The following is a 20250-nucleotide window of genomic DNA, read 5'->3' on the forward strand; positions in this document are numbered from 1 at the left end:
GGGGGTGATGCATGCCTTACAAAATCGCCTTCAGCTTTGCAGATGGCAGAACAATGTTTTGCAGCGGTCGGGAAGGGGATCTTGTACTGGATACCGCGCTGAAAAACGGAATCAAGATCCCGCTGGATTGCCGGGAGGGGGTGTGTGGCACCTGCCAGGGTCGTTGCGACTCGGGCTTGTACACGCAGGATTATGTCGACGAGGAGACCTTGTCCGAAGAGGACCTCGCTCATCGCAAGGTGCTGACCTGCCAGACACGGGTACAGAGCGATGCTGCATTCTCGTTCGATTTTGATTCGACGCTTTGCTCGGCTACAGGCACCAAGAGCATCAGTGGCAGGGTGTGCAACGTCCAGAAGATATCTGACGGTACAGCAATCCTGCATATCGATGCGTCAGAAGAAGGTGCCGCATTGGACTACCTGCCGGGGCAATATGCCCGGCTCAAGATTCCCGGCACCGATGCCTGGCGCTCCTATTCCTTTGCCGCCGCACCCGGAAAGCACACACTGCAGTTCCTTGTCCGTCTGCTTCCAAATGGCGTAATGAGCGATTATGTACGCGATCGGTGCAGTGACGGCGACACTATCGAACTGGAGGCGCCTCTGGGTGCCTTCTACCTTCGCCACGCGGAACGCCCACTGTTGATGGTTGCGGGGGGAACGGGGCTGTCGGCGTTCCTGGGCATGCTGGACTCGCTGGTGGAGCAGGGCGGCACCTGTCAGCCTGTGACGCTCTATTACGGGGTACGGAACGTCGATGATATCTGCGAGCAGTCACGTTTGGACGGCTATCGTGAGCGACTGCCCGGTTTCGAGTACCACATCGTCGTCAGTGACCCGAGCACCGACTGGGCAGGCAAGTCTGGCTATATCGATGCCCACCTCGACGCTGCCATGCTTCGAGACGAGCCACACGACATCTACCTGTGTGGCCCACCGCCAATGGTCGAGTCCATCAAGAACTGGCTATCGACCAATGAGCTGAGCGACTCCAGGGTTTACTTGGAGAAATTCACCGAGAGCAATACCTGAACCCGCAAGCCGCCCCGGCCCCGGCGCTACCAGGCCGGACGGTGCAACGCTTGCCGCAATAGGTTGCACCACCCATAACGTGACCCGGCTTCTGTTATTCCCCACTGAAGAGAGACCCAGTGCAGCGCTCATCGAAGACATGAACTGCACCCAGGCTTTGACGTGCTCACCTCACCTGCAGGTATCGCCATGTATGACAGTACAAGAAAAATAACGGACATAATCGATCAGAGCCGAATCTCGCCGCTACAGGTGCGAGTCCTGGTACTGTGTTTTCTGGTCTTGCTATTGGACGGGTTCGACACCGCGGCCATCGGCTATATCGCACCGGAGCTGATCAGTGCCTGGAATATCGAACGAGCAGACCTTGCGCCAGCGTTTGGTGCAGGGTTGTTCGGCATGTTGGTGGGCAGCTTCTGCTTTGGGCCGATCGCGGACAAAAAAGGACGCAAGACCGTTCTTTTGATCTGCGTTGCCATTTTCGCGCTCGGTACGCTGGCCTCGGCCTTTTCTCCCAACATTCAGATTCTGACCTTGTTGCGATTTCTAACCGGCATTGGTCTGGGCGGGGTCCTGCCCAACTGTGTCACCCTGGCCTCAGAGTACGCGCCCGCTCGGCGACGGATGATTCTCGTCACATTGAGCTACTGCGGCTTCACGCTGGGCCTCGCTCTCGGCGGGATTCTCGCGGGCGCGCTGCTGCCGGCGATAGGGTGGCAAGGCTTGCTGATGCTGGGCGGTATTGCTCCGCTGGTACTGCTCCCGGTGCTCTATTTCCTGCTTCCCGAGTCGGTGTGCTTCATGGCCAACTCCGAGCGATACGCCGCTTCTTTGCGGCACATCCTCGGGAAAATTTCACCGGAGACCGACTGGACTAAAGTCCGAATCATCAGCGACGCGACGGCGAAGGCAGCGTCACCCGTCAGGACGATCTTCGCCAGCGGGCAGCTGCCACGCACGCTATTGCTGTGGGTCACATTCTTCTGCTGCCTGTTCGTGTTCTACCTCCTGACCAATTGGCTACCGACCATCCTTCGTGCCAGCGGCTATGACACGGTCGGGTCGGCTCGCATCAGTGCAATGATCCCGTTCGGCGGCGTGTTGGGAGGGATCGCAATGGCGCTGGCAATGGACAAGATCGGCGCGCTGCGGATATTGCCCTGGTTGTGCCTGGTCGCGGCTATCACGCTTTTTCTCACCGGCACGCAGCTCAACAGTCCTGTTGGCACGTTCGTGATCGTTTTCCTCGCTGGCTTCAGCCTCACAGGGGCATTGAACAACCTGACTGTGGTCGCGGCGACCCTCTACTCCACGGAAGCACGCGCGACCGGTGTTGCCTGGGCTTTGGCCGTTGGACGCGCAGGCTCGATCATCGGATCCATGGTGGGTGGCTGGATATTCACCAGCGCAGGCAGTCTGCAGGCCTTCTTTATGTGGATCGCAGTGCCGGTACTCCTGGCATCTGTCGCTCTCTGGCTGATCCGGCAACCGGCAGCCGTTGGCCCGGTATCGGTCAGCGCGGCGAGCGAGTGAGCGGAGTGAAGGGTGCGAGGCTGCCGTGACGGCCTTGCACCCTTCGGCGGTAGGCACAGAACCTATCAGGCGCTAGCGTGGCCATGCGGCATTCATGGCGCACCGAACGCCTGCGCCCACTCGCGTGGCTCAGGGCGAGCGACTAGAATGGCAGCCCGATCGCACCGTGGCGCAAACGCCACTAGACACAGCCTCGGGGACGACCCCGATGATCGGAGGCTTATGTCCGGGACGGCCCGGTTTTGGACGGGGCGCCGCGTATGGCTTGGATCTATCTGATAGTGGCAGGATTTCTGGAAGTGGTCTGGGCGTTCGCCATGAAGCAGTCCGAGGGCTTCACGAAGCTTACGCCCACCGTCATCACCTTCGTGACGATGATTGCCAGCTTCGCGCTTCTGTCTGTCTCAATGAAAACGTTACCCCTGGGTACGGCCTATACGATCTGGACAGGCATCGGCGCCGTCGGCGCCTTTATCGTCGGCGTGCTCGTGCTGGGTGAGCCTGCGAACGCAATGCGTATCCTGGCTGCCGCCCTGATCGTCACTGGGCTCGCGATGATGAAGCTTTCATCGACCTGACTCGTTGGGTCGCTGCAATGCCGTCCACCATGGACGGCATTTCCCGGCCGGCCGGATCGCCAGCAGAGCAACAGACGATCGCTATCAGCCAGGCATCCCACATATCAACCCTGATCGATACAGGCCTGTCGGTCCGTCGACGATCTGGAGCGCACACTTGGACGCCCCCGGCCCCGTGTCTTTATCAGGCTTGACGCGGTTGCGGCCGGCCCAGAAGGCGCTTGATCTTGCGCCCTAATGAGGACGCCTTTTTCTCCAGCTTCACCTGCAGCGTACCCAGGCTCATACCTGGCATGTACATCACATTGTCTTCGGTGCAATAGACCGGTTTATTGGCCGCTCGCATGATTTCGAGCGCCTGGCGAGGCTCGCTTTCCACGAAGAGCGTGGCTTGAGGATCGCTCCGGTATACCTTGGCCTTGTGCTTGTGATGCATGTTCAAGCGCCGCCTTTCGGCCGCCGTCGGCAGGTCGATCATATGCAGCCGCTCATACTGGACGCCGTGTCGCGCCAACCAGGCTTCGGTTTGCGGTCGATATTTTTCCAATCGGCTGGTGACAACATGCTTCACCTTCACCGAGGGAATGACCAGGGGCAGTGTTCGTTCGAGGAATTCGATGTACTTGGGGCCGTCGTCATTCTCATCGCTGGTCGGGTCGACACACAGCACGCCATCGATGTCGAAGCAGGCGTTTGCCAGGCAGGGGTGGTGCATGATGTTCCATTCGAACACGCGTGGTTGTGGCACCACCTCCAGATGCAAATCCACCAGCGAGCGGCTGTCGTTCTGGACGAATGCTGCCAGGGTGACCACCTCACCTGCGTAAACTGACCTCAAGTCTTCCAATGCTTGTTTGAGCGAGTTGCCCGACGCCACGCTGTCGTCCACCAGCGGGATCTTGCGTGCTTCCTGTGGGCGAGCGAGATGGGCAAGTTTGTAGCTGCGCGTGCTGCCCTTCTTGAGTTCATCGTTCCGAATGAAGGAGTAGAGGTCCGTCAGCGGCAGGTTCGCCTTGAGGGCTATGATGCTGGCGGCGAGCATTCCGCTTCTTGGGATGCCAACGACCACCTCGATATCACGCGGCAACTGACTTGCGCGCTGGCTGACCAGCCTGGCCAGGTCACTTACGCTTCTGTAGTTCATGGGGCGTCTCACTCTGCGGATTGCCGATATTGATGCTAGTACGCCGGCGACGCTGGGTGGGGCCATTCGTCGGCAACGCATCTCAACCATGCAGGTACGGTAGCGCGCCGTGATGAACAGAAAGTGTCAGGAGTTAGCGCAGGTTGCGGAAGATGATAGGTAACACGAGCACTGCGTCGGTCGCGTAGCGCTTCACCAGGCGGCCTGGTTCCATGCACATGCGATGTAGCCACTCCAGCGACAAGCGCTGCATCCACTTCGGTGCGCGCTTGACCTTCCCCGACAGAAAATTGATCGAAGCACCTACGCAGAGGCCGACGCCTGTTGAACGCTCCTCGTCCAGGATCCGCCTGGCGAGCACTTCCTGACGCGGGCATCCCACCGACAGGATGACCAGATGAGCCGGGTGCTGCGCAACGAAATCCAGACAGGCGCGGACATCATCGGGGCGTTCGATGAAGCCCATGGGCGGGTTGTGGTGCAGAAATTCAACGCCCGGATAGCGCCTCCGCATCGTGGCGATGTCGTCTACCTCGCTACCGATGACACTTACCGTCCATGCGCGGCGCTGCGCCACTTCCATCAATGTCGCCGTAAGGTCGCTTCCAGGAATGACTTCCTGGACCGGCTTTTGGATCAAGGCCAGCAGTGCGTTCAGCACCCGGCTATCGCAGGGGCGGTGGCTGGCGCCTCTATAAGCATGGCGCAGCTGCTCATCTCGTTCGAGCTGGACGAGATGATTTACGTTAGGCGTAACGATGTAACTGAAGGGGCGCCCAGTCGCGGTAATGATGCTACCTACGAGGTTGTCGCGTGAGCCGCTGTAGAAGTCGACATCAAATGCGTTGACCTCTCGTGGTGGATCGCCGCTAGGCAATCGTTCGGAGAGGTCCGTTTGCTTATCGTGTCTCATGCCCAACCTGTCATTCAGCTTCCCGGATCCTGTAACAATTGTTTTCAGCGCGGATCTGAAAGAGAACAGAAGAAAACGATCAGGCTGATAAGTTCAGCCCGCGGGCGATTTGAGGTATCGAAAGTGCATCGGAGGCATGCGCGGAGCAGGGTGCCTGCTCGGCTCCGTATCGCATGAAGGGAGACTGGGAAGGGTCGAGACTGAACGGTTAGCCTGCCTGTTGGGCACGCCCGCTATTGGACGAAGCGCCGCGCAGCGAACAGGCTGGCTGCCGTCCAGCTTAATGCCGTTGCCCTATTGTTACTTTCACCTCAAACAAAAAAGGCCCGCATCGCTGCGGGCCTTTCTTTGTATGGTGCCGGCACCAAGAGTCGAACTCGGGACCTACTGATTACAAGTCAGTTGCTCTACCAGCTGAGCTATACCGGCTTAGGTCGGCCATTATAACGATGGATTTCCTGCTGTAAACCTCTGTTTTTAATAATTAATGGCCGCCCCCTGCAGCACCGGGTCCGGGCTTGCCGCCAAAGGGTGGGCGAGCGAACCAGATGAGCACGAACAGGCCAAGGAACGCGATGCTCAGCAACCAGAAATAGTCGATGGTGGAGAGCATGTAGGCCTGTGTCTCGACCATGCGGTCAAGCATGGCGGCGTTCTGTTGGGTCGCGCCGCCCATGCCGGCAAGCGTGTCGCGCGTCGCGGAGTCATACAGGCTGATGTGTTCGGTCAGCGTGGCGTGGTGGTAAACCGCACGGCGGTCCCAGATCCAGGTGGTGAGCGATGCGGCGAAGCTGCCGCCGAGAGTCCGCAGAAACGTGGCGAGGCCTGAGCCGTCAGGGATCTGACTTTGTGGCAGGTCCGAGAGCAGGATGCTGAGCACCGGCATGAAGAACACGGCAATACCGATGCCCATGAACAGCTGCACCAGGGCGATATGGGCGAAATCCACATCAGTGTTGAAACCACTACGCATGTAGCAGCTTGCGCCAATGATAAGGAAGGACGAGCCGGCCAGCAGGCGCAGGTCCGTTTTGTGTGCGTACTTGCCCACGAGCGGCGAGAGGAAGATCGGCAGTATCCCGATCGGGGCAGCTGCGAGCCCCGCCCAAGTCGCCGTATAGCCCATCTGGGTCTGTAGCCACTGCGGCAGGATGAGGTTGATGCCGAAGAATCCCGCGTATCCACCGACCAGTGCCATTGTGCCGACCGTAAAATTGCGGTTCGCGAACAGCTTGAGATTGACGATAGGATGCTTGTCCGTGAGCTCCCAGATCACGAACACGGCGAGGGCGATTGCCGAGATCAGGCTCGCGACGATGATGAAATTCGATTCGAACCAGTCCAGGTCGTTGCCCTTGTCGAGGACCACCTGCAACAGCCCAACACCGATGACCAGCGTACCGAGCCCCACATAGTCCATCGGTTGGCGACGGGTCGTTTCCGGGCGCCCGCGTAGCTGCTGGTAGACCACGGCAACGGCAAACAGACCGATCGGAATATTGATGTAGAAGATCCACGGCCAGCTGTAGTTATCGGTGATCCACCCGCCGAGGATCGGGCCGGCAATGGGCGCCACCACCGTGACCATGGCCAGCAGTGCCAGGGCCAACCCACGTTTGGCAGGCGGGTAGATCGAGATCAGTAGTGCTTGTGTGATTGGGTACATGGGGCCCGCGACGAAGCCCTGGAGTGTCCGGAAACCAATCAGAAAACCCATCGAGTGCGCCAGCCCGCACAGCAGTGAGGCAATGACGAACAGGAGCGTGGCCGCGAGGAACAGGCGTACTTCACCGAATCGTCGGCTGAGCCAGCCGGTCAACGGGAGCGCGATGGCGTTACTCACGGCGAAGGAGGTGATGACCCATGTTCCCTGCTCGGCACTGACGGCGAGATTGCCGGCAATGGTCGGCAACGCCACGTTGGCGATGGTCGTGTCCAGCACCTGCATGAAGGTCGCCAGCGACAATCCGATCGTCGCGAGGACAAGGCTGGGCGGACGGAAGGCTTGTGGCTGGCTCATGATCAGCGAGCCGCCGATTGCGGCTTGGCGGCCGAGTTCGCTCGGATAAGGCGTTCGATCAGCGCGTCGGCTTCGGCCAATTGCTGGTGATAGATGTCGGTCGAGAATGCCGGTTGCTGAGGTGGTTGCTCAGCCAGCGTCGGGCCGTCGGTGTCATGCAGGTCCACCGTCACGTCCATCGACAGGCCGATGCGCAGCGGATGCTCGTGCAGTTCGGCTTCGTCGAGGCGGATGCGCACAGGAATGCGTTGGACAATCTTGATCCAGTTGCCGCTGGCGTTCTGTGCCGGCAATAGAGAGAACGCGCTTCCGGTTCCTACGCCCAGGCTTTCAACATGGCCGTGATAGACAATGTCATCGCCATACAGGTCGGCGCGGACCTCTACCGGCTGGCCGATGCGCATTTCGCGTAGTTGGGTTTCCTTGAAGTTTGCGTCAACCCAGACTTGATCCAGCGGGATGATCGCCATCAGCGCGGTGCCGGGCTGCACGCGGTTGCCAAGTTGCACGGTGCGCTTGGCCACGTAGCCGCTGACAGGCGCCAGTACGCGGCTCCGGGCGCTATCGAGATAGGCCTGTCGCAGGTTGGCGGCAGCGGAGCGGACGTCCGGGTGATCGGCGATGTCGGTCTGATCCACCAGTGCGCGGCTAGTATTGAGCTGCTGCTCGGCGCTGCTCAGGGCGCTTTGCGCCGATGCCAGTGCATCACCAGCGTGGGCCAGTTCCTCCTGGGAGATTGCGCCGCTCTTCGCCAGCTTCTGGCGACGGTTGAAGTCGTTGCGGGCCTTGTCCAGGGCGACACGACGGGCTACGACATCCGCCTTGTAGGCATCGACGTTACTGAACAACCCGCGCACCTGTCGAACGGTCTTGGCAAGCGCGGCTTCGGCGTTCTGCTGGCGCACTTCGGCATCGCTCGGGTCGAAGCGCACGAGCTCCTGGCCGGCCTCAACGCGGTTGCCATCGTCGGCGCCAATGCTTATGACCGTCCCCGTGACCATCGGCGTAATCTGCACGACGTTGCCGTCCACGTACGCGTCATCAGTGCTTTCGTACCAGCGCGCGTGGAGGAAGTAGTACGCCGCATAGCCGGCCGCGCCGAGAATGACGAGCAACAACAGCCCAAGCAGGAAGCGTTTTCGGCGTCCATTGCTTTGAGGTGCGTCCTGCTGGGTGTCTTGTGGGGTCGCGTTCGTGTTCATGCTGGACTCACTCGGCATTTTCGATCATTGCCCCTGCGGTAGCGTCGGCATGGAAGCCGCCGCCGAGGGCCTGGACCAGCAGAACGCTGGTGTCGATCTGGTTCTGTTGAAGGTCGGCGAGGGTGCGGTCGGCCTGCAGGAGCTGTTGCTCGATGGTCAGTGCATCGAGGTAATTGCCTATCCCGGAGCCGTAGCGCTGCATGGCCAGGTCGTAGGAGTCACGGGCAATATCGCGTGCGCGCTGCTGTTCGCTGATTTGCTGGTCCAGCGAACGCAGGCGGGTGATCGCCTGGCTCACATCGGCCAAGGCGCGGGTGACGGTCTGGTTGTACTGCGCTACGGCGACGTCGTAGTCCGCATCACGCCCGGCAAGGTCGGCACGGCGGCGGCCGCTGTCGAAGATCGGCAGGGACAGGGCGGGCCCGATATTCCAGAAGCGGCTCGGCGCGCCGAACAGCGCATCACCAAGTAGCGCCTGCACACCGAGGTTGGCGGTCAGGTCGATGTTGGGATAGAAATTTGCCTTGCTGGCATCGATGCCACGGCTGGCGGCTTCGACACGCCAACGGTTGGCGACGATATCGGGGCGGCGCCCCAGCAGGTCAGCTGGAAGTTGAGCGGGCAGCGTGAGCGATGCGGGTTTCAGTCGTTGAGGTCGGGCGAGTGTAAGCCCACGGTCGGGACCCTGGCCAAGCAGTGCGGCGAGTTCGATACGTGCTTCGGCCACTGCCTGCTCTGCCGCAGTCGCCTGGCTGGTCGCGGCAGCTGCGAGGCTTTGGGTCTGCTGGAGCTGATACTGGCTATCGAGCCCGGCGTCGAACCGTTGTTGGCTGAGTTCGAGCATCCGCTGCGTACGGGACACGTCTTCACGGCTGACGTCCTGAAGCGCGTAGGCGTACGCCAGCGCGCTGTAAGCGCGGGCGATGTTGGCCGAGACGGTGAGGCGCGCAGCCTGACGGTCGATCTCGGCGGCTCGGGCCTGACCAAGTGCCGACTCCCAAGCGGCACGTTTGCCACCCCACAGGTCGAAGGTATAGGCAAACCCGGCGCTCAATCCGCGCAATGTGCCAAGGCGATCGCCTTGCCCGGTTGGATCCTCTCGGCGGGATAGGCGCGAGCGAGTGATGGACGCATTGCCCTGCACGTTAGGACCACGATCGGCGTCGTACTGCTCGGCAACGGCCTGGGCTTGTCGAGCGCGGGCGTTGGCCAGCTCCAGGTCTGGGCTGCTGCGCAGGGCTTCATCGATCAAACCGTCGAGCTGTGAATCACCGAAGCGTGTCCACCAGTCGCTCCGTGGCCAGGCACTTGGCGAAAGTGTGATTCCCGCGACGGTCTGATCAGTTTTCAACGCCGAACCGTCCGCGAGCTTTCCGGACGGCACGAGGCCGTCCCAATTGGCACAACCGGCCAGGCACAGCGCGGCCACGAGGGGGGCTGGGCGGAGCCAGCGTACAAAAATCATGGATGGGCCTCCTCAGGGAGACAGGGCGGCCGGTCGGACGCGGCCAGGATTTTTTTCAGAAGGGTCTGAAAGATCTCCAGCTCCTCGGCCGTCAGGCAGCCGACAAGCTGGTTGGAGGCGTGTGCAGCAATCTCCGGAATGCGGCCCAGCAGGATATTGCCGGTCTCGGTGAGCAACAGGCGAACGCTGCGACGATCGTGCTCGGAGCGACGACGCTCGATCAGCCCCTTCGCCTCCAGGCGGTCCAGCATGCGAGTCATCGAGCCGCTGTCGAGCGAAAGCGTGCGGCAGATATCGGCAGGTGTATCTGCCCAGCCACGTCCGATCAGCATAACCACCTTGAATTGCGCGGCGGTCACGTCTTCATCCACAAGCAGCCCATCAAGCAGGCGGTCCTTGTACTGATTGGCGAGCGCGAGGAGATGGCCGACCGAACCTAATGGAACGAAGGTCTCAGGCTTGAAATGTTGCATTCGGAATATCTGCTTAGGCAGTGATGCGCGCAGTCTACCGAGGATGTAACAATTTGTGAGGAACAGATTTGCGAACAATCCGTTGCCGCTTGGGTATGGCTGTTGCGCAGGACGAATAGCGTCGGTGCAAGTGGCGTGCGATCGCTACATGGTATGAACGGAACGCTGATGCCTGCTGTGCGTTCCGTCAGACTAAGGAGTGGACGTTCAACCCATCGGTATGGGTCGCTCGGCCAACAGCATGAGGTTACGAGGCGTGAGTTCGGGCTCACAGAAGGCGCCGAGTCGGACCGTGTAGCCGTGTTCCTGGAGGTAAAGGGCGCGGTCGAGCAACAACCATAGCTCCAGAGGGCGGCGGAACAGCGCCCGAACCAATTCGAGATTGCGTACTTCGGCAAGGCGCTGCCAGCCCATTGCCTCGAGCGCGGGCCAGTCCATGTCTTCGGGTACAGGCAGGCCTTTCAATGCACCAAGGTGCATGCAGTATTCGGACAGAGGGCGTTGAAGCCATTGAGTAGGTAATGATGGTGTAGGCAGGTACTCGTCTCGACCGCGCAACGTGCGTTGCAGGGAATCGAAGGCGAGGCGCCGCGCCATGGAAGCGTCGCGCTGCTTGCGGACCCGCTCACCGGCAGTCACGGTCTCCGTCAGGGGCAGGCCCAGGTCGTCGCGATCGAGCAGAAGCCTCGAGGCTTGAGCCATGCGGGAAAGCGGACTGTAATGTTCGGCTTCGATACGGTTGTAGCAACATGGCGCGACCGCGAGCGAAGGCGAGCCGGTGGCGGCGCTCTGGCGCAGCAGCGTGACATGAAGGTCGCCGCACGCGTGGAGGGCGACAGGCGTGCGGTCACGGCCGAGATGAGTCGCCGCTTCCGGTGCCATGACGTCCTGACGGAGGTGCTGGGCATCGGCAAGCCCCAGTCGATTACTTAGCGCTTGTCCGGCGGTGACCAGCGCTTCGTCATGTTCCAATGCCGTCAGCGGTGCGCCCTGGCTGCCCAGCAGCCGGCCGAGATGGCCTTTGCCCGCGCACCAATCGACCCAGCGCACCGGTTTCGCCGAGAACACCGTGTGCTTCGCAAAGGCCTGGACCTGCAGCCACTTGCGCCCGGGAACGTCGACCGCATAGCGGTGGCTGACCGGTTCCAGATGCCGTGAGGGCAGCGGGCCCACGGCTGCAAGCGCTTGGGCCTCGGCTGCCCATTCCGGAAAGGGGGAGGGCGCGCTGATAGCGTGAGGCGCGTTGTGCTCGGCTTCCGCCTGCGCGAGCGTTCGGCTGCGCAACCAGGAGGCCAGCGCAGGATGGGTATCCTCCCAGGGGAGGTGTCGTTGGGTGAACGGCCGTGGCCGCCACAGCGCTGCGTGATCGATCAGGAAGGCGTCGAGCGCACGGAAGCGGCGTTCCAGTTCGCTGTCCTGCAAGTAAATCTGCGGCATGGGCGGGCTGTTGCGTTGGGTAGCGTCGGAACGCGTATCGAGATGGCCGCCACTATACCGTATGCGCCCTGAACCGTCGGTACCGCTCGAAGCGAGGAGGTTTCGAGGCCTTGGCGGTGCATTCCTCCACGGAATGACATGAGTCTTTTATCTCGATTGTATGGGCCGTGACGGCAGGCAATAGTGGCTCATCATGACGTCAGCGACGGACCGCCCGCCACGGTCCGATTAAGGAGCCCTGAATGACGAGCGCCACCTTCGCCCAGCCCGATCACATCCGTACCCTGTTCTCGCAGGCGATGTCCGCGCTTTACCGCGACGAGGTCCCACAGTACGGCACCTTGATAGAGCTGGTAGAGGACGTGAATGCCGAGTACCTGGCTTCGCACCCGGACGAAGCCGAGGCACTGGCCACACGGGGCGAACTGGAGCGCATCAGCCTGGAGCGGCACGGCGCTATCCGGTTGGGAACGGCCCAGGAACTGCACGATATCCGCCGCCTGTTCGCGGTAATGGGAATGTTCCCAGTGGGGTACTACGATTTGTCAGTGGCGGGCATTCCCGTGCATTCGACGGCGTTTCGGCCCGTCGATGAAGCCTCGCTGCGGCGTAACCCCTTCCGCGTCTTCACGTCGCTGCTGCGGCTCGAGCTCATTGAGGATGTGGCCCTCCGGGCGCGCGTTGAGCGCATCCTGGCCGACCGGCAGATTTTCAGCGATACCGTTCTGGAACTCGTGGCGAAGGCGGAGTCGCAAGGAGGTCTGACCCTCCAGGATGCGCACGTATTCGTCGAGGGGGCCATCCAGACATTCAGGTGGCATCAGCAGGCGACCGTGGATCTGGAGACCTATCGCTTGCTACACGACGCGCACCGGCTGATCGCCGACGTGGTGAGCTTCCGAGGGCCGCACATCAATCACCTGACGCCACGGACGCTCGACATCGATACCGTCCAGGCCCGCATGCCTGATCGTGGTATCGATCCAAAGGCTGTCATCGAAGGGCCGCCGCCACGGCAGTGCCCGATTCTGTTGCGGCAGACCAGCTTCAAGGCGCTGGAGGAGGCTATCGAATTTCGCGTGACAAACGGCGCTGCCGCGCAGGGCACGCACACGGCACGCTTTGGCGAAATCGAGCAGCGTGGCGTGGCGCTGACCCGTGAAGGGCGCGCGCGTTACGACGCGTTGTTGGCCCAGGCGCGTGCAGACGTCCAGCACGCTGCCGAACAAGGCACCAAACTGTGCTATGAGACACGTCTTGCGGAGGTGTTCGAGACCTTCCCGGATGACTGGGCTGCGTTACGCCGCGAGGGGCTGGCGTTCTTCCGTTACAGCGCGACGCCTGCAGGCATTGACGCCGCGGAGCAGGGTGCGCTGAGCAGCGACATCGACGCATTGATCCTGGGCGGCTACCTGCAAGCCGACCCAATCATCTACGAAGACTTTCTGCCCGTCAGCGCCGCCGGCATCTTCCAGTCTAACCTCGGCTCGGATGAGCAGAAGAATTACGGCGCGTCGTCAAACCAGGCGCGTTTCGAGGCGGCTCTGGGCGTGGTGGTAGAGGATGAGCTGGCGCTTTACGAGGCGCTTCAGCGTGATTCGCTCAATGCCGCTCTGCTGCAGCTCGGCCTGCCGCGTCGTTGATATTCGGCCGCGCCCGGCGCGCTGTCAGTTGGAGTCTGTCATGAATCAACCTGCATCGTTTGTGTTGCCGTTTCGTCCTGCCGACCGCCTTGGGGCGGTTGGTGTCTCCGAGATCCTGAAAATCACCGAGCGCGCGAATGCGCTGAAGCGTGGCGGGGCGGACCTGCTCGTGCTGGGGGCGGGCGAGCCTGATTTCGACACGCCGGATCACATCAAGGAGGCCGCGGCACAGGCGATTCGAGACGGATACACCAAATACACCGTCCTCGACGGCGCACCGGATACCAAGGAAGCGGTGCGCAACAAGTTCGAGCGCGAGAACGGTTTAGTCTACGCGCAGGAGGAGATCACCGTTTCCGCCGGTGCGAAGCAGGTCATCTACAACGCCATGATGGCGACGCTCAACCCCGGTGATGAAGTCATCATCCCCGCGCCCTTTTGGGTCACGTATGCGGATATCGTCTCGCTCATCGGCGGCCGTCCGATCGTACTCCCATGCCGCGAGGCGGACGGCTTTCGCCTGACGCCCGACGCGCTGGAGGCTGCCATCACACCGCGCACGCGCTGGGTCATGTTCAACTCACCTTCGAACCCGTCCGGTGCGGCCTATGGCGCCGAGCATTACCGGCCACTGCTGGACGTACTGCTGCGCCACCCACAGGTATGGCTCATGGTCGACGACATGTATGAGCACATCCTTTACGACGGCTTTGCGTTCGGGACGCCAGCAGCGCTGGAGCCAGGCTTGCGCGACCGCACGCTGACCATCAATGGCGTGTCGAAGGCCTATGCCATGACCGGCTGGCGGATCGGCTATGCCGGTGGCCCGCGATCCTTGATCCAAGCCATGGCCGCCGTGCAGAGCCAGGTCACATCCTGCCCGTCTTCGGTGAGCCAGCGCGCCGCAATTGCCGCATTGAACGGCCCACAGGAGATCGTGCGTGAACGATGCGAGCAGTTTCGGCAGCGACGAGATCATGTAGTCGATGCGCTGAATGCGATTTCAGGGCTGAGTGCAAGACGGCCCGAAGGCGCGTTCTATGTCTTCGCCAACTGCGCCGGCGTGCTCGGGCGTAGAACGCCCTCCGGCGAACGCATCGATACCGATGTGGCCTATGCACGCTACCTGATGGAGCACGGTGGTGTTGCCGTAGTGCCGGGAACCGCGTTCGGGTTGGCGCCGTATTTCAGAGTGTCCTATGCAACGTCAATGGCAGTTCTTACAGAGGCGTGCCAGCGTATCGGCCGTGCAACACAGGCGCTGGTGCCGCATGCGTAGGGTGGGTTAGCGGCCTGCCTGGATCTGAAGAGCCATACGGTGTCGACGCGCCGTAACCCAGCACCGATCTCGCAAGACGTCTGCCGGCGACTGATCTCAACCTGACGCGACGCGTCACACTTTCCAGCGCCGTAGGGTGAAATCCCGAAGGGCTTCCACCGTTTACTTCGAGGGATATGCCGTACGACGTGTCGTCCGACGGTGAAGGCGTTGCCCACACGGATACTGCTTCTGCGCCATGGCTGGCGGTTGCCGCGTCGATCGGTTCGGTGGGTTACGCTTTGCTAACCCACCCTACGGGCGGCAGCGCACGACAGCCGTAGGGTGGAAGCCCGAACGCTTCCACTTGGTGTGACGGCGCGCACCCGCTCCCTGATACGCCTGTCCGCAGCGTATCAAACGGTCTTCAACGCGAGTTGTAGGTCGCGTCGACGCGCAGCCACTTCTCGATCAGGCGGAATATGCCTACCAGTACGAACGTGATGATCAGGTAGATCATGCCGGCGGCGAAGAAGATTTCCACAGGCATGTAGGTGCGCGCAATGACTGTCCGGGCCATGCCGGTCAGGTCCAGCACGGTGATCGTCGACGCCAGGGCGCTGGCCTTGAGCATGAGGATGACTTCGTTGCTGTAGGCCGGTAGACCAATGCGTGCCGCTCTGGGCAGGATCACATGAAACATCGCCTGTGCACGCGACATGCCCAGTGAGCGCGCTGCCTCCACTTCGCCCGACGGTACGGCCTGGATCGCACCTCTGATGATCTCGGCGATGTACGCGGCTGTATGCAGGGTCATGGTCAATGCCGCGCACCAGTAGGCTTCGCGAAGAAAGGGCCATACCGCGCTGTTGCGCACCGCTTCGAATTGGCCCAGACCGTAATACATGAGGAACAGCTGAACGAGCAGCGGTGTGCCACGGAAGAAGAAAATGTAGGCGTAGGGTACGGCGCGAACGAAGAGGTTGCTCGATGCACGTGCAATGCCCATCGGCAGCGCGAGAATCAGGCCCGCCACGACGGCAATAGCGAGAAGTTCGAGTGTGACCACGGCGCCTTCCAGCAGGCGGGGTAGCCACTTGATGATGACGTCCCAATTCATGTCAGGCCCTCCGGATGCCGCGAGAAGCACTCTTCTCGAGGAAGTACAGGCCGACCATGGCGACGCTGGTCAAGCTGAGATAGATCAGTGCAGCCACGAGGAAGAACGTGAACGGTTCCTTGCTCGACGTTACGGCAATTTGCGAGCGGCGCATGATCTCTTCCAGGCCAATGACGGACACGAGCGCAGTGTCTTTCATCATGATCATGAACAGGTTGCCTAGGCCGGGCAGGGCGACACGCCACATCTGGGGCAGCACGAGGCGCCACAGGATGCGGCCCTTTGAGAGCCCGAGGGCCATGCCTGCCTCACGATGTCCCTTGGGGATGGCCAGGATCGCGCCGCGAAACACTTCCGTCGCGTAGGCGCCGAAGCACAGGCCCAGCGCAATCACGCCAGCGGCAAACGGCGAAAGTTCGAGGCTTTCCATGCCGAGCGTGTCGGCAAGGCTGCGCATCAGGTTCACGGTGCCGAAATAGATCAGCAGCACCCAAAGCAGCTCGGGGATACCCCGGACGATGGTCGAATAAATATCACCGAGCCAGCGCAGTGGTCGGTACGGGGAAGTCTTGGCGAGTGCGCCCAGCAATCCCAGGACGAGGCCAACCACCAGCGCGCAAAGCGCCAGGCGGATCGTAATCAGGGTGCCGGCTACGAGCGCCGGGCCGAAGCCGTGAAGGTCGAGCATATAGGGACTTGTCGGTAGGCAACGGTCGCCGCCGGGGGAGGCGGCGACCGGGCAGCATCAGTAGATGCTGAAGGGGAAGTACTTGGCGTTGATCTGCTTGTAGGTACCGTCGTCGACGATTTCCTGCAGTGCCGTGTTCAGACGCTCACGCAGTTTGTCGCCCTTGCGGACCGCGATGCCGATCTTGTCATTGTCGAATACGGGGTCGCCCTTGAATTCGAAATTCTTGCCAGCATCGCTGTTAAGCCACTCGTACTGGACGAAGGTGTCAGCCAGCACGCCATCGATACGGCCGGAAGCCAGGTCGAGGTAGGCGTTTTCCTGAGTGTCGTACAGCTTCACGTCGACGTCACGGCCCAGGTTGTCTTCCAGCCAGGTGCCCGCGATGGTCGCACGCTGCGCGCCGATGGACTTGCCCTTCAGGCTCGCCTTGTCGCTCTTGAAGTTGGAGCTCTTGGGGGCCACGAACTGCAGCTTGTTGGTGTAGTAGGGGTTGGTGAAATCAACAGCCTGCTGGCGCTCGTCCGTGATGGACATGGAGGCGACGACGAAGTCGAACTTCTTCGCATTCAGGGCCGGGATGATCCCATCCCAGTCGGAGATGACCACTTCACACTCGGTCTTCATCTTTGCGCACAGGGCGTGGGCGATGTCGAGATCGAATCCGACGGCCTTGCCGCTGGCATCGATGATGTTGAAGGGTGGGTAGGCGCCCTCGGTGCCGATCCGCAATTTCTCGGCAGCGCCGGCGCCCGAGGCAAAAGCCAGGGTGGCGGCTGCAGCCAGCAGAATCTTCTTGTAGTGCATGGTATTGCTCCGTTAGCGATTGCTGGACATGAATTGTTTGCAGCGAGCCGATCGAGGCGCATCGAAGACCTGCTCGGGCGGGCCTTGTTCTTCGACTTGTCCTTGATGCAGGAAAACCACTTCGCTGGAAACATGACGAGCAAAGTTCATCTCGTGGGTCACCAGCAGCATGGTACGGCCTTCCTCGGCCAGGGCGCGAATCACGTTAAGCACTTCCTGCACCATCTCGGGGTCGAGGGCAGAGGTAGGCTCGTCGAACAGAATGACTTTCGGTTGCATGGCCAGCGTGCGGGCAATGGCTGCGCGCTGCTGCTGGCCACCGGACAATTGGGCCGGGTAGACATGGCGCTTGTCGCCGATGCCGACCTTGGCGAGCAGGGCTTCGGCCCGCTCGACGGCTTCGGCCTTTGAGAGCTTCAAAACCCGGCGTGGCGCCTCGATGATGTTGTCGAGCACCGTCATATGAGGCCAGAGGTTGAAGTTCTGGAACACAAAGCCGATCTCGCTGCGTATACGGTTGATCTGGCCGTTGCTCGCCGCGATCAGCTCGCCGTCTCGGTTGGGCTTGAGCTTGAGTTCTTCGCCTGCAACGACGATCTGGCCCTGGTTGGGGTTTTCAAGCAGATTGATGCAGCGCAGGAACGTGGACTTGCCCGAACCGGACGAGCCCAGGATCGAGATGACGTCGCCGTCGCGGGCGGTCAGGGAGATGCCTTTGAGAACCTCAAGCTGGCCATAGCGTTTGTGCAGATCGCGAATTTCCAGCGCTGGGGTGGCCTCGGCCATGTGGGTTCCTCTTGATTACGATAGGCGTCGCCGACGCCGCAATGTGCGCGCTCCGGATGGGCCGGATTATCTCGGCTATATCGAACGGGTCGCGCCGGGCTGCCGGCAGGCGTGCCGTGCATGATACGCGGTCGCGCGCGAAGACGGGACTCGGCTTGTGTTCAAACGCCTGTATGGCGCGCGCACGCTACCATAGCGTTTCGCTATGAGCCAAGCTTGCAAGGAATGGTCCAAACTCCAGCCGATAAATGGCGTCGCCTGAGTGTCGGACCGTGTCGCCACGATGACATTTAGCGTAACTGGCCCATCGCCATGCCTCGTTACGGTGCGTGGATTCGTAGCACATGCGCCGAAATGAGCCTTGCACAGTCGACACATTTTGTAAGCGTCGCTCAACGCAACCGCCTCTCTGCGCCGAACCCTCCCAAAGCCCTGGCAGTCCACCCTTTGCCTCCGCGCCGACGACAGCGCAGGGAAGGCATCCGTGTACGCAAGGGAGGGCTCATGCCACTTGTAAAGATGCTCCACATTGCAGCGCTCATCTGCTGGTGCGGCACGCTGCTGTATCTGCCGGCGCTCGTTGCGGCCGGGACACGGCGAACCGAAGAGCTCTTCTATCGTGACCATGCTCATCTTACCCGCATGGTCTTTACGCACCTGGCTACACCTGCCGCGCTGATCGCCATCATCTCGGGCTCAGCACTGTTCTTCATGTATGGGCTGTTCGAGCTATGGCTGATTTTCAAGCTGGCGGCAGTGACGGGGCTGGTGCTGTGTCATGCGCTTTTTGGCGTGCTGATCCTTCGCATCGAGCGCACGCCCGAGCGACCTATCGCCATCGAATGCACAGCCATCGGCCTATTCGTCATCGCGTTCATCGGCGTCACGCTATGGCTGGTGCTGGCAAAGCCGTATTAACAGGAACAAGGCCGTAAATGACCGTTCATTCAGGATTCAGGGACGACTCAGGAGTCGTCCACATCGACGCCAACGCCATGTTCGTAGACCAGCCGGCCGCCGAGGTAGGCTGCCAGGGCGATCAGTACTGCGGTCACCAGCGTCAGGAAGAAGCCCCAGCGCACAAGTTGCTCCCCGGGGTCATTGAAGCGCAGCAGCCAGTTGAGCGACGCCAGCGAAAGCATCATCACGGCGATGATCGCGTGACACCACGCGGTGATCTTGCGGCGGATCTCTGCGACGGTAACCAGGTCTACGATGCCGGCAAGACTGGCGATACAGCCGCCGAAGGCGCCCACGCCTACGAGCCAGAGACTCGCGCGCTCCCAGAAAGGATCAGCGGTCCAGAAGAAGGCGAAGTCCGTGGCCACGAGGCCAATCAGTGCGGCCACCGGGAAGTGAATCATCATCGGATGCAACGGATGGCCGGCAATGGCCGCGCGGCTGTTGGGCGTGGGTGGCGGAAGCTGGGCCATGCGAATCTCCTCGTGCCGTCTGGTTGTCGTGCCATGAAGTGGACACTTGCAATAGGGGCTGCGGTTCCATTGCTCGTTGGTTGCGAGGGGCCGCAAGCCATTGTCGACCCTGCTGGCCCGATGGCCAGAGAAGTCACCCGGATCTGGTGGGCCATGTTCGCCTTCGCGACCGTCGTGCTGTTCGCGGTGACCGCCATCTGGATCTACGCGATGCGCCGCAAGCCGCGCAACTACGAGCCGGAGCACGAACGCCGTATTCACCGCCGCTGGATCGTCGGCGGCGGGATCATCCTTCCGACCGTCAGCATCACGTTGCTGCTGATGTTCGGCATTCCGGCAGGTCACCGGATGTTGCCGCTGCCGGTCGAAGGCGAGCAGCCGTTGCGCGTCGAAGTGATTGGGCACCAGTGGTGGTGGGAGATCCGCTACCCGGATTCAGGCGTGGTGACGGCCAATGAGCTACATCTGCCGGCAGGCAGGCCGATCGATGTGGAGGTGTCCAGCGCGGACGTGATTCATTCGTTTTGGGTACCCCGTCTCGGCGGCAAGATCGATATGTTTCCAGGCATGACCAATACGGTTCGGCTGCAAGCGGACGAGCCTGGGCAGCACCGGGGGCAATGTGCGGAATTCTGCGGCACCCAGCACGCACACATGGTGCTCTACGTGCAGGTACATGATGAGGCGGGCTTCGAAGCCTGGCAGGAGTCGATGAA

18 protein-coding genes, 1 tRNA gene and 1 pseudogene are annotated in these 20250 nt (G+C 61.3%); 7 read left to right on the forward strand and 13 right to left on the reverse strand.

The features are described from left to right. Window positions 1-11: 11 nt before the first annotated feature. The 3 genes from antC to sugE all read left to right on the forward strand — a co-directional run bounded on the left by antC (window position 12) and on the right by sugE (window position 3145). Entirely contained in the window at window positions 12-1034 is a 1023-nt protein-coding gene (antC, locus tag ACY8D3_RS00330) for an anthranilate 1,2-dioxygenase electron transfer component AntC (RefSeq protein WP_462380957.1), read from the forward strand. Window positions 1035-1223: 189 nt separating this feature from the next. After that, on the forward strand, window positions 1224-2567 hold the full coding sequence (locus tag ACY8D3_RS00335) for an MFS transporter (protein WP_462380958.1): 1344 nt from the start codon (window positions 1224-1226) through the stop codon (window positions 2565-2567). Between the two features lie 260 nt (window positions 2568-2827). Further along, window positions 2828-3145: a quaternary ammonium compound efflux SMR transporter SugE gene (gene sugE / locus ACY8D3_RS00340; protein ID WP_462380959.1), complete on the forward strand. Its 318-nt coding sequence runs from the start codon at window positions 2828-2830 to the stop codon at window positions 3143-3145. A 184-nt stretch (window positions 3146-3329) separates the two neighbouring features. Here the strand turns inward: sugE and ACY8D3_RS00345 are convergent, their stop codons facing one another. The 8 genes from ACY8D3_RS00345 to ACY8D3_RS00380 form a co-directional block, all read right to left on the reverse strand. Further along, window positions 3330-4289, reverse strand: coding sequence for a phosphoribosyltransferase family protein (locus ACY8D3_RS00345; protein WP_462380960.1), 960 nt, complete (start codon window positions 4287-4289; stop codon window positions 3330-3332). 133 nt (window positions 4290-4422) lie between these two features. After that, window positions 4423-5202 (reverse strand): WecB/TagA/CpsF family glycosyltransferase, encoded by a 780-nt coding sequence (locus ACY8D3_RS00350; RefSeq protein ID WP_462380961.1) that lies wholly within the window; start codon window positions 5200-5202, stop codon window positions 4423-4425. Between the two features lie 353 nt (window positions 5203-5555). Beyond that, window positions 5556-5631, reverse strand: a tRNA-Thr gene (locus tag ACY8D3_RS00355). A 55-nt stretch (window positions 5632-5686) separates the two neighbouring features. After that, window positions 5687-7222, reverse strand: a complete 1536-nt coding sequence (locus ACY8D3_RS00360) for a DHA2 family efflux MFS transporter permease subunit (RefSeq protein ID WP_462380962.1) — start codon at window positions 7220-7222, stop codon at window positions 5687-5689. 2 nt (window positions 7223-7224) lie between these two features. Next, entirely contained in the window at window positions 7225-8424 is a 1200-nt protein-coding gene (locus tag ACY8D3_RS00365; RefSeq protein ID WP_462380963.1) for an HlyD family secretion protein, read from the reverse strand. A 7-nt stretch (window positions 8425-8431) separates the two neighbouring features. Next, entirely contained in the window at window positions 8432-9889 is a 1458-nt protein-coding gene (locus ACY8D3_RS00370; protein WP_462380964.1) for an efflux transporter outer membrane subunit, read from the reverse strand. Beyond that, window positions 9886-10362, reverse strand: a complete 477-nt coding sequence (locus ACY8D3_RS00375; RefSeq protein ID WP_462380965.1) for a MarR family winged helix-turn-helix transcriptional regulator — start codon at window positions 10360-10362, stop codon at window positions 9886-9888. The genes ACY8D3_RS00370 and ACY8D3_RS00375 overlap by 4 nt, the downstream gene beginning before the upstream one ends. 207 nt (window positions 10363-10569) lie before the next feature. Next, a complete protein-coding gene (locus tag ACY8D3_RS00380) occupies window positions 10570-11799 on the reverse strand; it encodes a methyltransferase (RefSeq protein WP_462380966.1) in 1230 nt (409 codons plus the stop codon). Window positions 11800-12041: 242 nt separating this feature from the next. Between ACY8D3_RS00380 and hglS the strand changes: the two genes are divergently transcribed. Then, window positions 12042-13442 (forward strand): 2-oxoadipate dioxygenase/decarboxylase HglS, encoded by a 1401-nt coding sequence (gene hglS, locus ACY8D3_RS00385; RefSeq protein WP_462380967.1) that lies wholly within the window; start codon window positions 12042-12044, stop codon window positions 13440-13442. A 40-nt stretch (window positions 13443-13482) separates the two neighbouring features. Beyond that, window positions 13483-14721, forward strand: coding sequence for a pyridoxal phosphate-dependent aminotransferase (locus tag ACY8D3_RS00390; protein WP_462380968.1), 1239 nt, complete (start codon window positions 13483-13485; stop codon window positions 14719-14721). 406 nt (window positions 14722-15127) lie between these two features. On the opposite strand, the gene ACY8D3_RS00395 is transcribed toward ACY8D3_RS00390, so the two are convergent. Genes ACY8D3_RS00395 through ACY8D3_RS00410 form a run of 4 tightly spaced genes read right to left on the reverse strand, consistent with a single transcriptional unit; the run spans window position 15128 to window position 18101 of the window. Then, window positions 15128-15820, reverse strand: coding sequence for an ABC transporter permease (locus tag ACY8D3_RS00395; RefSeq protein ID WP_462380969.1), 693 nt, complete (start codon window positions 15818-15820; stop codon window positions 15128-15130). A gap of 1 nt (window position 15821) precedes the next feature. Next, a complete protein-coding gene (locus ACY8D3_RS00400; RefSeq protein WP_462380970.1) occupies window positions 15822-16508 on the reverse strand; it encodes an ABC transporter permease in 687 nt (228 codons plus the stop codon). Between the two features lie 57 nt (window positions 16509-16565). After that, on the reverse strand, window positions 16566-17315 hold the full coding sequence (locus ACY8D3_RS00405) for an ABC transporter substrate-binding protein (RefSeq protein ID WP_462380971.1): 750 nt from the start codon (window positions 17313-17315) through the stop codon (window positions 16566-16568). A 12-nt stretch (window positions 17316-17327) separates the two neighbouring features. Beyond that, window positions 17328-18101 carry an ABC transporter ATP-binding protein gene (locus ACY8D3_RS00410; RefSeq protein WP_462380972.1) on the reverse strand — a complete coding sequence of 258 codons (774 nt, stop codon included), beginning with the start codon at window positions 18099-18101 and terminating at the stop codon, window positions 17328-17330. Window positions 18102-18605: 504 nt separating this feature from the next. Here ACY8D3_RS00410 and ACY8D3_RS00415 point away from each other — a divergent pair. Next, the gene (locus ACY8D3_RS00415; protein ID WP_462380973.1) at window positions 18606-19019 is read left to right on the forward strand and encodes a CopD family protein; all 414 of its coding nucleotides are present in this window, start codon (window positions 18606-18608) and stop codon (window positions 19017-19019) included. A 47-nt stretch (window positions 19020-19066) separates the two neighbouring features. Here ACY8D3_RS00415 and ACY8D3_RS00420 read toward each other — a convergent pair whose 3' ends face one another. Then, window positions 19067-19534 carry a DUF2231 domain-containing protein gene (locus tag ACY8D3_RS00420; protein ID WP_462380974.1) on the reverse strand — a complete coding sequence of 156 codons (468 nt, stop codon included), beginning with the start codon at window positions 19532-19534 and terminating at the stop codon, window positions 19067-19069. Window positions 19535-19654: 120 nt separating this feature from the next. On the opposite strand from ACY8D3_RS00420, the pseudogene coxB reads away from it, so the two are divergent. After that, window positions 19655-20245, forward strand: a pseudogene (coxB, locus tag ACY8D3_RS00425) (cytochrome c oxidase subunit II); the annotation flags it as partial. Between the last annotated feature and the right edge of the window lie 5 nt (window positions 20246-20250).

This window comes from Pseudomonas sp. Marseille-QA0892 (assembly GCF_054950135.1).